This is a genomic window from Ereboglobus sp. PH5-5, from assembly GCF_029504805.1.
In the GTDB taxonomy this organism is placed as follows: domain Bacteria; phylum Verrucomicrobiota; class Verrucomicrobiia; order Opitutales; family Opitutaceae; genus Ereboglobus.
Window position 1 is genome coordinate 24,205 of the sequence record NZ_JAQFIT010000014.1, and the last position, 13,374, is coordinate 37,578.

Consider the following 13,374-nt stretch of genomic DNA (forward strand, 5'->3'; position numbering starts at 1 on the left):
GCGCGCTTTTCTGGTGCGGTTTTTGCGAGGAGACGCGAACGATCAGCCCCTTTTCTTTTTCTTGTGCCGCTTGGGCTCGGCGGGGAGGTCCGGCAGCGCGTTAACGTCGTCCTTCGGCGGCGCGGGTGTTTGCCCGAGGACTTTTTGAACGGCTTCCTTGTTGCTCATGCGCTCGAGTTGTTCCATGGCGGGCGCGTTGTCCGCAGCTGAGTTGGTAAGGACGGTGGGGCGCAGGAAGAAGATGAGTTCGGTGCGAGTCTGGCTGCGGGTGCGCTTGCCGAAAAGATCGCCGATAATTGGAATGGGGCCGAGACGACTGGTGGTCTTGGTTGCCGAGCTTTTTTGAATGCCGCCAAGGACAATAATTTCACCGCTTTTGACGATAATGGAGGACGAGGTGTTACGCTTTCCTATGATGTATTGCTCGTTGGAGTCGATGGTGACTTTGCCGGAGACGTCGCTGATTTCCTGCTGGATGTCGAGTTGCACGCTGCCGTCGTAACCAATAAGCGGAGTCACCGTGATGGTGGTGCCGATTTCCATCTGGGTGATGGACGAGGTCGTGGCGTTGTTGACATTGCCTGTGTTGACAGTGCTGGCAGTGATAACGGGGCGTGTTTCGCCAATGAAGATTTTGCCCTCTTTGTTGTGCATCGTTGTGATGGCGGGCACGGAGACAATGTTGGTGTTGTTTTTGCGCGGTGTGGTTTTAAGGCCAATGACAGCGGTGAGGGGCTGCAGGGATGACGAGTAGCCCCCGCTGTCGCTGCCTCCGAAACCGAAGCCGGGGCCCTCGCCATTAATCCCGGTGAGCTTGCCGTTTACCACGTTGAACCCGAGCGCATCAATGCCACTGCTGGCATCGTCCGTGAGGCTGACCTCGGCGATGACGACCTCGATGCGGACTTGCGCGAGGAGAACGTCGAGTTTTTCGACGAGCTCCTTGATGATGCGGATATCGTCAACCGTGCCGGACACGACGATGGCGTTGATGCGGGTGTCGGGTTGCACGGTGATGAAGCTGCTGAACTCGTTGCCCTCGAGCCCGAGGCTGCCGCCGGTGATGCCGCTGGCGGGCGTGGCGAAGGCGGGGCGCACACTTGCGGACTGGGTTCGTTGCTGGGAGGTGTTTCGGTTTTGCGTGGTGGCGCGCTGCTGGGTGTTACGGTTGGCCGAGGTGGTTTGCGTGGTGCGCTGTCGCTGGGTGGCGCTGGTGCCGCCGCTGGATTGCGCGGCTTGGGCGGCGCGGGTTTGCCCCGAGATGATGTTGCTGAGAAGCGTGGCGACATCGCCGCACTGCGCGCTCTTGAGGCGGATGACTTCGTTGCGGGTGTTGGGGTCGGCCTTGGTGTCGAGTTTTTTGATGAGGTCGTCGAAAAACGGAAGCTGCCGCGGATCGCCGATGACAACGACCTGGTTGGTGCGATCGTCGGAGTTGAACGTGGTGGAGGCGCCGAGCTGCTGCTGGAGCGGGCCGGTGAAGAGCGCCTTGATTTTGTTCACGATGTCCGAGGCCTTGGCGTATTCGAGCGAGTAAAACTTGGCCTGCACGGGCGTGGCGGCGGGACGGTCAACCTGCTTGATGATGGTTTCGACACGCTGGAGCGTGGAGATGGTGTCGGTGACAAGGAAGGCGTTGGCGCGCTCAAAAATGGAAATTGTCTGTATCTGCGCGTTGAGCATCGTGCTGATCATGGGGACGAACTCGCTGGCGCGAAGAAACTCGAGCTGGAAAAACTTGCTGGCGATGCGGCCCGAGGGCGCAAGGTCGAGCGTGGAGCCCTCTATGATGGTAGGCGCCTCGCTGCGAACGGTGTTAATGGGGACGAGCAGGAGGAGTTTTTCGCCGCGCGGAACGAGCGCGAGCTGGTTGACGGTGAAAAGCGTCTCGATGGCCTGCAACGCCTCGGCGCGCGTGGGCGGGGTGGCGAAGGAAAGCGAGAGGTCGGCGACATTGGGGAGCGTGGCGGGGCGGATGACGGTGCGTCCCGTGAGTTTTTCAAGCTCGGGGATGGCCATCGAAAGCGGCAGCGCGGTCCAGTTGATCGCGATGCGATCATCGGGATTGCCGGAGGGGGCAAGCGCGGGGGCGGCGGGGATTTCAGCGTCGGCCTGCGTCCACGGGGGCGAAAGAAGTATGGGGGAGCCGCCGGGTTGCGCCCGCGGCGCGGCCGGCGTGTTTCGTGCGATGGCCGGCAAAAACGCAGTGGCTGTGAAAATTGAGGCAAGGGCGATGCGGAGGATGCGCGGGGTCATGCTGGAGAGATGGGAAATTGGCTGCGATGGTTTGCTCGGCGGAAGGCGGAGAGTTGAGAGGGTGTTGACTGAAAAGAAAAGAGCGAAGAACGGGTTGGGCATGAAATTTGGCGGAGGTTTTGCAACGGGGCAAGACGTCCCTTGGCGCGGCAGGTTGCACGGGGCCTGACTCTAAATTAGCCGGAGTGCGCAAAAACGGCGCGCGAACATTAATCGCGGAACCGGGCATTTTTTTGGCATTGGAAGTTTCTCCTTGATGCGCGGCGGCGGGACTCTCATCTTCCGTGGTTCAATCGGATCGGGGCGTAGCTTAGCCTGGTAGAGCGCTACGTTCGGGACGTAGAGGTCGTGAGTTCGAATCTCACCGCCCCGACCATTTGAGACAACCGGAGCGGACGTGCGTCCGCTTTTTTTATTTTGAGAACGGATTATGCAGCCGTTCGTTTTCCAGGGTCGTGAGCGGGCCGTGTCCCGGGGCGATCACTGTCTTGCCGGGAAGCTCGGTGAAAAGGCGTTTCAGGCTGTCGGCAAAACTCTGCGCGCAAAAATAACCGCGCCCCGCCGAGCCCGCAAAAATCAGGTCGCCCGACACGAGCATTTGCGTGGCGTCGGGCAACGCGGGCGCGCTCACGACATAGCTGTTGTGCGCCTCGGCGTGGCCGGGCGTCTTGATCGCGCGCACCTCAAACGCGCCGTAGCGCAAGCGCGCGCCCTCGCCCATCGCGAAGCCGCCGCCGACCTCGCCGGCCATGGCGCTTGTGTCCGAAATGCAAATGCCCTCGGGGAAAAACACGGGCGCGCGACCAAGGATGCGCTGGAGCTCCTCCAGTCCGCCGGTGTGCTCGGTTTCGACATGCGTGATAAAAACGGCCTCGATCTTGCGAATGCGTTTCGGCCAGACGCGCTCGATTTGCGCATAGTCGGAGCCGGCGTCGAAAAGAATGCCGGAGGACTGGCCGCACTCGGCGACGATGTAGGCGTTGGCCACGCCGATGCCGTGGGGCGTGCGCAGCGGATAAAGGCAGAAGGGCAGGCCGGAAATCTCGGGCAGCGGATAACGATTCTGCGCGAGGGCGAGCAGGCCCGGCTCGTTGAGGCCGAGCGCGACGGCGAGCCGCTTGAGCTCGTCGGGCGTCAACTCATACCGATAGTCGATGGCGTCGTGTATTTTCTCGGCGGACACGCCCGAGCGCTCCGCGAGCGCCTGCTCGGTGCAGCAAGCGTGCCGCATCGCCTTGTCCAGGACGTCGCCGAGCTCGTCCTCCAGAGGTGCGTATTCGATGACCACGGCGGAAATGTGGCACGGGGTTTGACGAGGCGCACGTTAAAAGTGCCCGCTTCTACTTTACAGGCGGCGCGGCGGCGGGCAATTTCGCGGACGATGGATTCGCAACAACAAGAGATTCTGGATATTTTCACTCGCACGCGCGCGTTGTTGCGCGGGCATTTTGTGCTGCGCTCGGGATTGCACAGCGGGCATTTTTTCCAATGCGCGCAAGTGTGCCAGGACATGGCCGCGGTCACACGGCTGACCGAGTTGCTGCTGCCGAAGCTCGCCGGCTTGAAATTCGAAACCGTGCTCGCGCCCGCGATGGGCGGGCTTGTGATCGGGCAGGAGGTCGCGCGCCAGACAAATTCGCGCTACATTTTTGTTGAGAAGGAAAACAACGCGCTCGTGATGCGCCGCGGCTTCAAGATCGCCCCCGGCGAGCGCGTGCTCGTGGTCGAGGACGTGGTGACGCGCGGCGGCCGCGTGGTCGAGGCGCTCAACATCGTCAAGGCATGCGGCGGCACGCCCGCCGGCGTGGCGATGCTCGTGGACCGCAGCGCGGGCGCGGCCAAGTTCGAGGTGCCCGCGGTTTCGCTGCTGGAGTTGAGCTTCCCGACCTGGCCGGCCGACCAGCTGCCTCCGGAAATCGCAAAACTGCCGGTCGAAAAACCGGGCAGTTGACGGACTCGGGCGCGGATAAATTCCAAAAAAACAAAACGCGGATAGCTGAAAATTCCCATGTCACAATTCGATCTCATTGTCATTGGCGGCGGACCGGGCGGTTATGTCTGCGCTTTTCGCGCCTCGCAACTCGGCCTCAAGGTCGCGCTCGTCGAAAAGCGCCCCACCCTCGGCGGCACCTGCCTCAACGTCGGCTGCATCCCGACAAAGGCGCTTTTGCATTCAACCGAGCAATACGTTTTCGCCCGTGATCACGCCGCCGCGCACGGCATCAAGTTCGACGGCGTCGCCGCCGACATCGCGACCATGATGAAGCGCAAGGACTCCGTCATCGCCAAACTCACCGGCGGTGTCGCGCAACTCGCGAAGGCGCGCAAGGTCACCGTGTTCAACGGCAGCGCGAGTTTTGCCGGCGGCCCGGGCCACCAAGTCGAAGTCACCTCGACCGACGCCTCGACGGGCGGCAAACCCATCACGCAAACCATCTCCGCTCCGAACATCGTCATCGCCACCGGATCGCTGCCCGCCGAATTACCCTCGGTCAGGATCGACGGCAAAAACATCATTTCCAGCGACCAGGCCATCGCGCTCGACGAGGTGCCGAAAAAACTCGTCGTCATCGGCGGCGGCGCGATCGGGCTCGAGCTCGGCTCCGTTTGGGCGCGCCTCGGCGCCGATGTGACGGTTGTCGAATTCCTGCCCAAAATCGCCGCGGCGTGCGACGACGACATCGTGCGCAACTTCACGCGCCTCCTCCAAAAACAAGGTCTCAAAATCGAAACCAACGCAAAGGTCACCGGCGCGAAGTTCAACGGCCCCAGCGGCGTGCTCGCCGCCGAGCGCGACGGGGCGGCGCTTGAGTTTACCGCGGATAAAATCCTTCTCGCCGTGGGCCGCCGCCCCAACACCGAAAACCTCGGCCTGGAAAAAATCGGCGTCGCGCTCGATCCCAAAGGTCGCATCCAAGTCGATTCGGAATTGCGCACCAGCGTCCCCGGCATTCGCGCCATCGGCGATGTTGTCGCCGGCCCGATGCTCGCTCACAAGGCCGAGGAGGACGGCGTTGCCGCCGCCGAGTGGATCGCGGGAAAACACGGCCGCATCAACTGGGATTTTGTTCCGGCGATCATCTACACCGCGCCAGAGGTCGCCACGGTCGGCCTGGGCGAGGACGCGGCGAAGGCAAAAGGCATCGAGGTCAAGACGGGGCGCTTCAACTTTGCCGCAAACGGACGAGCCATCGCCAGCGACACGACCGACGGCTACGCGAAAATTATCGCCGACGCAAAAACTGACACGATTCTTGGCGCGCAAATCCTCGGGCATGGCGCGGGGGAGTTAATCGCCGAGGTCGTCGCGCACATGGAATATGGCGGCAGCGCCGAGGACCTCGCGCGCACCATCCACGCGCACCCGACGCTGGGCGAATCGATCAAGGAAGCCGCGCTCGCCGTCAGCAAATCGGCGATTCACGCATTGTGAAATCAGGGGAGGCGGAGTCCCGCCCCGCCCTTTTTGCATAAAAAACCCGGCGCGCGGAAGCGGGCCGGGCTCGGAAACGCGATGCGTTTGGAGAATGTTATTTGATTTCCTTGTGAACCGTGCGGCGCTTGAGGAAGGGATTGTATTTCTTCTTCTCAATACGCTCTGTCACCGTCTTTTTGTTGCGCGTGGTGAGATAACGCGAGACGGGTTTCCCCTCTTTGCGGGCTTCGGTGCACTCGAGTATGACGACTTCTTGCATAATGTTTTAAAATTGTTGAACGGGTGAGCAAACCAGCGCGGCGGCACAGCGCAACCACAATCTTGCGTCTAAAAATTTCGCCAAAACACAATCCATACGCCCCTCCGGCATGCGCGGACGCTCGACTTTCCCCCGCCGACTCGCATTAGCTGTGGGGGGGGCACCTCCCCTCCATTTCAAAAATTCAAAAAATTCTCCCATGCCACTGACCTTCGACAAACCGCTTCCCGAATTGCGCAAATATCGCGGCACCAATCCGCGCCCGGCGGATTTCGACGCCTACTGGCGCGCCGCGCTGCGCGAGCTCGACGCGACGCCCGCCAACGCCGAGCTCGTCCCCAACCGCGCCATCGCGCCCGCCGGTGTCGAGTGTTTCGACCTGTGGTTCGACGGCACGCACGGCGCCCGCATTCACGCCAAATACCTGCGACCCGAGCGCACGCCCGAAAACACGGACAAACGGCATCCCGCCGTGCTTCTTTTTCACGGCTACTCGGGGCACAGCGGCGACTGGCAGGACAAGCTCGCGATCGTCTCGCAGGGCTTTTGCGTGGCCGCGATGGATGTGCGCGGACAGGGCGGGCTTTCGGAGGACACCGGCGGCGTCAAGGGCAACACCCTGCGAGGGCAGATCATTCGCGGCCTCGACGATCCCGATCCGCACAGGCTGTTTTTCCGCGATGTGTTTCTGGACACCGCGCAACTGGCGCGCGCCGTGATGACGTTTCCGGAAGTCGATGAAAAACGAGTCGGGGCAACCGGCTGGTCGCAAGGCGGCGCGCTCACACTCGCGTGCGCCGCGCTCGAACCGCGCATCAAGCGCGCCGCGCCCGTGTATCCGTTTCTCTGCGACTACCAGCGCGTCTGGCAAATGGACCAGGCGAAAGACGCGTATGACGAGTTGCGCTATTTTTTCCGCCAGCACGATCCGCTCCACGAACGCGAGGAGGCGATCTTCACAAAGCTCGGCTACATCGACTGCCAGCATCACGCGCACCGCATCAAGGCGAGAATCATGCTCGGCATCGGGTTAATGGACACTGTCTGCCCGCCATCGACGCAGTTCGCCGCCTACAATAAAATCAAATCGAAAAAGCAGATGGTGATTTACCCGGATTTCGCCCACGAACCGCTGCCCGGCATGCACGATAAAATTTTCGAGCTCATGCGCGGATTGTGAAACTGCGTTCGCATTGGGCGGGGTGAGCGCGCCGAAAATTGCGAGCGGCAAACACGGTGATTTTTGCGCATCCGTTTGACGTGTTTGTTGATGCGGCGACATAGCGCGGTCTGCCGCCCAACCCCGGCAGGGCGCAAAAAAACGAACCGGCTTTGGGCCGGTTCGTTTGTGGTAAAACGTGTCGATTGTCGTTTATTAACCGAGGCGGGCCTTGAGGGCTTCGCGCTGGGCCTTGAGCTCGGCGGGGAGCTTGGCGCCCACCTTCGCGAAGAAGGTCTCCTGGTCGGCCACTTCGGCTTTCCATTTCTCGACGTCAACCGTTTGGAGTTCGTCGAAGATGGCTTTGTCGAAGCTGGCGCCGTCCCAGTCGAGGTCGTCGAAGGAGGGCTGGTAGCCGATCGCGCTTTCCGCGGCCTTGGCGCAGTCGCAGCCGACGGCGCGGCCAACGATCCACTTGAGCACGCGGGCGTTTTCGCCGAAGCCGGGCCAGATGAACTTGCCTTCGGCGTTCTTGCGGAACCAGTTGACGTGGAACACGGCGGGCATCTTGGCCTTCTTGGCCATGTTGAGCCAGTGCTGGAAGTAGTCGCCGATGTGGTAGCCGCAGAAGGGCAGCATGGCCATCGGGTCGCGACGGACTTGGCCGACTTTGCCCGCGGCGGCGGCGGTCATTTCGGAGCCCATCGTGGCGGCGATGTAAACGCCTTGTTCCCAGCTCTTGGCCTGGTAGATGAGCGGCATGGTGTCGGGGCGGCGGCCGCCGAAGATGAAGGCGCTGATGGGCACGCCGGCGGGATCTTCCCAGGCGGGGTCGATCGTCGGGCATTGCGCGGCGGGCGCGGTGAAGCGGGCGTTCGGGTGAGCGGCCTTGACGCCGTTCTTGCCGTCCGCGGGCGTCCACTTGTTGCCCTTCCAGTCGATGAGTTCGGCCGGGGGCTCGTCGGTCATGCCTTCCCACCAGACTCCGCCTTCGGGTGTGAGGGCGACGTTGGTGAAGATGGTGTTCTTGGCGAGCGAGGCCATCGCGTTCGGGTTGGTCTTGACGGAGGTGCCGGGCGCGACGCCGAAGAAGCCGGCCTCGGGGTTGATCGCGCGGAGGGTGCCGGTGGCGTCGGGCTTGATCCATGCGATGTCGTCGCCGACGGTCCAGACTTTCCAGCCTTTGTCGAGGAGCGCCTTGGGCGGGATGAGCATGGCGAAGTTGGTCTTGCCGCAGGCGGAGGGGAAGGCGGCGGAGACGTAGGTCTTTTCGCCTTTCGGGTTTTCAACGCCGAGGATGAGCATGTGCTCGGCCATCCAGCCTTCGTCGCGGGCCATGTTGGAGGCGATGCGGAGGGCGAAGCACTTTTTGCCGAGGAGGGCGTTTCCACCGTAGCCGGAGCCGAAGGACCAGATTTCGCGGGTCTCGGGGAAATGGACGATGTATTTGTCGGGGTTGCAGGGCCAGATGACGTCTTTTTGGCCTTCCGCGAGGGGAGCGCCGACGGAGTGGAGGCAGGGGACGAAGGGTTTCTCGCCCTTGTCGATTTCCTTGAACACGGCGGCGCCGATACGGGCCATGATGCGCATGTTGGTGACGACGTAGGCGGAGTCGGTGAGCTCGACGCCGTTTTGGGCGATGGGCGAGCCGATCGGGCCCATGCTGTAACCGAGCACATACATGGTGCGGCCTTTCATCGAGCCCTTGAAGAGGCCGGTGAGCTTGGCGCGCATTTCGACGGGATCGGCCCAGTTGTTGGTCGGGCCGGCGTCGTCCTGCGACTTGGAGCAGATGAAGGTGCGCTCTTCGACGCGGGCGACATCGCTGGCGTCGGAACGGGCGTAGTAGCAGCCGGGCCAGAGGTTTTCGTTAAGTTTGGTGTAGGTGCCGCCGGCGACGAGCTTGTTGCACAGATCGTCGTATTCGGCTTGCGAGCCGTCGACCCAGTGGATGGCGGCGGGCTCGCACAAGGCGGCCATTTCATCGACCCAGGCGAGAAGCTTGGCGTTTTCGCTGAGTGGTTTGTTGGATGGTATGTTTGTTTTCATCGGGTGGAAACTGGGTTGTGTGAGTGTTTCTGATGTTTTGGTTTTGTTCGTGTGTTTCTGTCTTTGGAAATGACGAGACAGAAAAGGAACGCGTATTTTACGAAGGCTTCGCGCCGCAATTCAATCATTTGTTTTTTCGGACGGCGTTTTTTACGTTCACACGATTTGTTGACATGAAGCGGAGATTGAGTGGGGCGAATGAAAAACCCCCGCTTTAACGTGGTGAAACGGGTGGCCTTAGCCCTCCTCGCAAGCGAATGGCGTTTGCCAGCGCTGCCGTTGGGCAGCCCCGGAAAAAGACACCGCCCCGCAGAGCCTTCGACAGCACCAACGCGCGTGGGCGATTGGATTCAACCGCTCAATGGCGGGAACCTGTTGATGCGTTACAAACAAAGCCCGGATTTGTAACGGCTTTCACGTTGTGCGCACGCGGGCAATCGGATGGATTGCAACCCAGAACCAGGCTTTCTGGTATTTAAAACAACAACCCAATAATAAAAAAATAACACAATGAGCACCGACAAGCTTTTAACAAAATCCTTTCTTCAGTCCTGGAAAAAAGCCATGCATGCGCTAGCGCTGTCGGGAAAGGACCTTCCCCTCGAAACGGGTGCGAAAAAACACTGGTTTCAAGCTGAAAAAGGAATATCGGACATTCTCAAGGAGGTCGATGCGGCCAATGAGGCCTGCCTGGCCGCGCTGGAAAATCCAAAAAAATTAAAGTCCGCCTATGAAAAATTCGAAAAGAAGAGCAAATCCGTATACAAGATGGGGGATGCTTATTTGGATAAAGTATTCAAGGCAAACAAAGGGGGAAGCAAGGAGCTGGACCAGGCTCGCATCAAATTAAAAGCGCTGGAGTCGGAAGCTGAAATTAGGGTCACATACTACAAGGACAAGGTGAAGGAACTTGCGGGAAAGCCCGACAAGCAGATAGAGAAAGGTGATATAAAAGCCGTGATCACCGCATACCTGGCTTTTCAAAAGGAATGGATGGCGCTGGATTCGGCAATTCGCCCGGCATTGCTCAAGGCCAGCAAAACCCTGGACATCAAATTCAAGGACAATGACAATCCCGCGCCCAAGGAGATCGCCCCCTATGTTGCCGTTATATCCGAGGCATTGGGAAAGAAGCGGCTCGCAAGATTTCGCGCCGTAATTGGCAAATATGCCCGCATACTCCCGGCAGTGAATCACGGCATCGGCACCAAGGATACGCGGGTGGACAAATTGATGGACGGTCTGGATCTGACCATAAGGATAATGGAAAATGACTTGAAGGGAGCCAAGTCGCTTCGCGAATTAAGGAAAGCCATGGACTTATACGAAGACAAACTCAACATGAGTCGCGCCGACATAAACATGGCGGTTATCAACGCGAAAAAGAAATAGTTAATGGCGCTCATAACGCGGACAGCAAAAAAGCCCCGGCCTTTGCGCCGGGGCTTTTTTGCGCATTTTTATAAATAGCGCGGTCGTTTTGGCAGGGCGGTTGGCGCCGGCAATTCCTGGTGCGCTCGGCTCGGACATTTTATCAGGAATTCGGTTTCGAACCGCTCCCCAAGCATCCATTGCATCTGTTCCTGATGTTGAAGGAAGCGAGGAAACAATTGCCACGTCATTGAATGGTTGCGTGCCCGGCTCGTTTGAGTTTGCCCGGTTCTATTTTGAGCGCGTCTAACTTTTGAGTGGCCGCTGATTCTGACAAAGGACGAAAATCAAAACCTTTTCTGAGGTGTTCTGCCGGTTAATCGCCCACCCATCATAATGCTCAGCGGATTTTTCCCACTGCATCGCGCAACTCTGCGTTCTCCGGCCAAGCTCGAACCCGCGCTGCAAGCAAGTCAATATATTCTCTTGGTAGCTTCACATCCGTGTGCGCCCATGCTTGTGCAAATTGCACATACGTCTGCTGCGACTCGACGCCCTGCTTGAGTGCCTCAACCAATGGTTCGATGACGGTGTCCAGTTCGTCTTTTGTCAAGCGGTGCTTTTCGCCTTTCAACGCCAATAGATTTTCGAGCCGCAGCCGTGAGAGCATACGCCACGCCGTGGGGCGCACAACCTTTTGGGACGCCATTGCTTTTTCGAGCATAGCGGCCGCGCTGTATTTCCGGCCGTGCGCGGCTTCGCTCAGACCGAGCGCGGCTATAAACTCCGGATCGTTGCGCGCGTGCACGGATTCGTCGTTGGTCTTGAGCAGCACTTGGCGCGCCATGTCGCGCGCGCCGCAAAGCGCGAACCAATCGCTCACAATTCGCGTTGTCTCGCTGCGCCGCGCCGGGCGAAACTTCAGCGAGGGAATGTCATTACGGGTGAATTTCGCCACGACAATCGCGCATGGCCCCCATGGGTTATCTTTGAATTCGGGGTCGTTTTTGCCGAGCTGTCCGAAAAAATCATACATGCGCGCACGAAACGTGTCGTAGTCCATGCCGAAGTATTCCTTAAAAACAGATTCATTCGTCCGCTGCTTGTTCGTGTTCACAACAAACCGCGCAAAAGCTTCTCGTATTTTGTCGTCCGCCGCAAACGTGCAGTAATACACAAAATCCCGCGCCTCGCGCGCCACGATAATCGATGCGTTTCTACTCGCGACAGTTCGTTGCACGCGTCTTGTTTTTCGGGGTTTTGGCTCAAGGAATTCACCGAGGCTCGCATTCGGCGCGAGCGCGAAATCACGCCAGATTTTCCTTCGGTTCACAATAGCATCCCTGCTGGTTCCTTGAGGGAAATCCGGAGCCCTGCTCAACAGTGCGGTTTCACACATGACACAGTAGCGGCCAAAACTCATTTCATAATCGTCTATCGAAAACCATGCGGGCCTATATTTGCATCTGTAGATCGGTGATCCGAAACCGGGGCTTCCCAGTGGCGGCGGCGGCGTGGATTGCTGGTGACCGCGCAAACTGTTGAGCGCCGTGGATAACCACAGCACGCTACCGCAGCCCGCCTGAATTTCGACGCACATGAGCAAATAGTTAAGTGCAAGGTCGATGGCATTTTCGGTTACACGCTCATCAAATGGCGTTTCGTTGTCGAGATATGCTTGCGGCATGAATTTTAGGAACACAGCTTGCTCGCTGTCGTAAAAACCGCTCACAAGAATTGGCCTCACATCACTAGCTTCGCGGCCCAAATAGACACCCGGCGGCGGGTTATCGCGGGCGTATTGAAGGCCGTCCTTGCCAGCAAGAACGAGATAACGTTCGACGCCTTGGTCGTTGATGAAAATGATTTTTGCGGGTAACTCGCGCCTCATTCGAAAGAGCGTGTTGCTTTGCTCAAACACGCTGATGATTTGCTCCGCACGCTGCATGATACGTGTGATGAGCTTGCTGTTATCAACTGCCGAGAGAATTTCGAAATGGGGCGAACGCATGTAACGCCATTCATGTCTCGGTGTGGATACAGTGAGAGTATCAAGTGTGACAATGTCCTCATTCGCCGCATGGCCATGCGGCTGCGCGAGCGCAAACACCAACAGAAACAGCAACGCCCTAGAACCCAGTTTCATGTAATCCAAGATGCGCGATGTGCGACAAAAGACAAGCACAACGGATGCATATTGAAATCATCACGCCGGGGCATATCATAAAAATTCCATTAAAACCACGCGTGCGCCAAGAATCAACGACATCCCGCCAACGAATTGCGATCACCACCATCCCCCTACGCATGCCCGGTTTTAAAAATTAAAAACTGCCATGATATCATATTCGTATTCGGACGCGCACAACCAAAAGGCAATATCCTTGGTGGCAGGAGGCGTTGCGCACTGCGCAAGCGTCTCTTTGCGTCTCTCAAAATTTGAGACACGCACCGTTCGTCATTACATATTAAGCTTGACCATATTCCATTCATAATAACACATATGAAACTTGTAGGATGGCGACGATACTGGATGTGACTCCCAACACATCCTTCAAAGTAGACACCATGAAAACAAATACTACGATGAAAACCTCAAATATATTAAAATATCTACTACTGTCAGCCTGCATTATCCTCCTTGGTCAACAAGCGCACGCTTGTGAGGAGTGCGGCGAGGGCGGTGGAAATGATTATGATCCCTGCTCCAATTGCGGGGATGCCGAATGCGGCGGAGACTGCTCATCATGCGGAAATTGTGGAGGCTATACTTGTCCAGGCACCGAGTGTATGGGCGAATGCCCTAATTGCGGTAACGCTGCCTATGATTGTAGCTGTGAGCTA

9 protein-coding genes and 1 tRNA gene are annotated in these 13,374 nt (G+C 58.6%); 5 read left to right on the forward strand and 5 right to left on the reverse strand.

From position 1 onward, the window contains the following. Positions 1-42: 42 nt before the first annotated feature. Positions 43-2,256 carry a secretin N-terminal domain-containing protein gene (locus tag M2103_RS10120; RefSeq protein ID WP_277510368.1) on the reverse strand — a complete coding sequence of 738 codons (2,214 nt, stop codon included), beginning with the start codon at positions 2,254-2,256 and terminating at the stop codon, positions 43-45. Between the two features lie 299 nt (positions 2,257-2,555). Here M2103_RS10120 and M2103_RS10125 point away from each other — a divergent pair. Next, positions 2,556-2,632, forward strand: a tRNA-Pro gene (locus M2103_RS10125). A 36-nt stretch (positions 2,633-2,668) separates the two neighbouring features. Here M2103_RS10125 and M2103_RS10130 read toward each other — a convergent pair. Beyond that, positions 2,669-3,544: an MBL fold metallo-hydrolase gene (locus tag M2103_RS10130; RefSeq protein ID WP_277510369.1), complete on the reverse strand. Its 876-nt coding sequence runs from the start codon at positions 3,542-3,544 to the stop codon at positions 2,669-2,671. A gap of 93 nt (positions 3,545-3,637) precedes the next feature. Here M2103_RS10130 and pyrE point away from each other — a divergent pair, with 93 nt between their 5' ends. Both pyrE and lpdA read left to right on the forward strand, forming a co-directional pair. After that, positions 3,638-4,207 (forward strand): orotate phosphoribosyltransferase, encoded by a 570-nt coding sequence (gene pyrE, locus M2103_RS10135; protein WP_277510371.1) that lies wholly within the window; start codon positions 3,638-3,640, stop codon positions 4,205-4,207. A gap of 57 nt (positions 4,208-4,264) precedes the next feature. After that, on the forward strand, positions 4,265-5,689 hold the full coding sequence (gene lpdA, locus M2103_RS10140) for a dihydrolipoyl dehydrogenase (RefSeq protein WP_277510372.1): 1,425 nt from the start codon (positions 4,265-4,267) through the stop codon (positions 5,687-5,689). Positions 5,690-5,786: 97 nt separating this feature from the next. On the opposite strand, the gene rpmG is transcribed toward lpdA, so the two are convergent. Beyond that, positions 5,787-5,951, reverse strand: a complete 165-nt coding sequence (gene rpmG / locus M2103_RS10145; protein WP_108824923.1) for a 50S ribosomal protein L33 — start codon at positions 5,949-5,951, stop codon at positions 5,787-5,789. Between the two features lie 199 nt (positions 5,952-6,150). Here rpmG and M2103_RS10150 point away from each other — a divergent pair, with 199 nt between their 5' ends. Further along, positions 6,151-7,131 (forward strand): alpha/beta fold hydrolase, encoded by a 981-nt coding sequence (locus tag M2103_RS10150; protein WP_277510375.1) that lies wholly within the window; start codon positions 6,151-6,153, stop codon positions 7,129-7,131. A 195-nt stretch (positions 7,132-7,326) separates the two neighbouring features. On the opposite strand, the gene M2103_RS10155 is transcribed toward M2103_RS10150, so the two are convergent. Then, positions 7,327-9,159, reverse strand: a complete 1,833-nt coding sequence (locus tag M2103_RS10155) for a phosphoenolpyruvate carboxykinase (GTP) (RefSeq protein ID WP_277510376.1) — start codon at positions 9,157-9,159, stop codon at positions 7,327-7,329. A gap of 510 nt (positions 9,160-9,669) precedes the next feature. On the opposite strand from M2103_RS10155, the gene M2103_RS10160 reads away from it, so the two are divergent. Next, on the forward strand, positions 9,670-10,551 hold the full coding sequence (locus M2103_RS10160) for a hypothetical protein (RefSeq protein ID WP_277510377.1): 882 nt from the start codon (positions 9,670-9,672) through the stop codon (positions 10,549-10,551). 379 nt (positions 10,552-10,930) lie between these two features. Here the strand turns inward: M2103_RS10160 and M2103_RS10165 are convergent, their stop codons facing one another. After that, complete coding sequence (locus M2103_RS10165; protein ID WP_277510378.1) at positions 10,931-12,676, reverse strand: hypothetical protein; 1,746 nt, start codon at positions 12,674-12,676, stop codon at positions 10,931-10,933. Positions 12,677-13,374: the final 698 nt, after the last annotated feature.

Bases quoted from the DNA above. Each gene is read 5' to 3' on its own strand.
- M2103_RS10120 (WP_277510368.1), bottom strand. From the start codon at position 2,256: ATGACCCCGCGCATCCTCCGCATCGCCCTTGCCTCAATTTTCACAGCC.
- pyrE (WP_277510371.1), top strand. From the start codon at position 3,638: ATGGATTCGCAACAACAAGAGATTCTGGATATTTTCACTCGCACGCGC.
- lpdA (WP_277510372.1), top strand. From the start codon at position 4,265: ATGTCACAATTCGATCTCATTGTCATTGGCGGCGGACCGGGCGGTTAT.
- rpmG (WP_108824923.1), bottom strand. From the start codon at position 5,951: ATGCAAGAAGTCGTCATACTCGAGTGCACCGAAGCCCGCAAAGAGGGG.
- M2103_RS10150 (WP_277510375.1), top strand. From the start codon at position 6,151: ATGCCACTGACCTTCGACAAACCGCTTCCCGAATTGCGCAAATATCGC.
- M2103_RS10155 (WP_277510376.1), bottom strand. From the start codon at position 9,159: ATGAAAACAAACATACCATCCAACAAACCACTCAGCGAAAACGCCAAG.
- M2103_RS10160 (WP_277510377.1), top strand. From the start codon at position 9,670: ATGAGCACCGACAAGCTTTTAACAAAATCCTTTCTTCAGTCCTGGAAA.
- M2103_RS10165 (WP_277510378.1), bottom strand. From the start codon at position 12,676: ATGAAACTGGGTTCTAGGGCGTTGCTGTTTCTGTTGGTGTTTGCGCTC.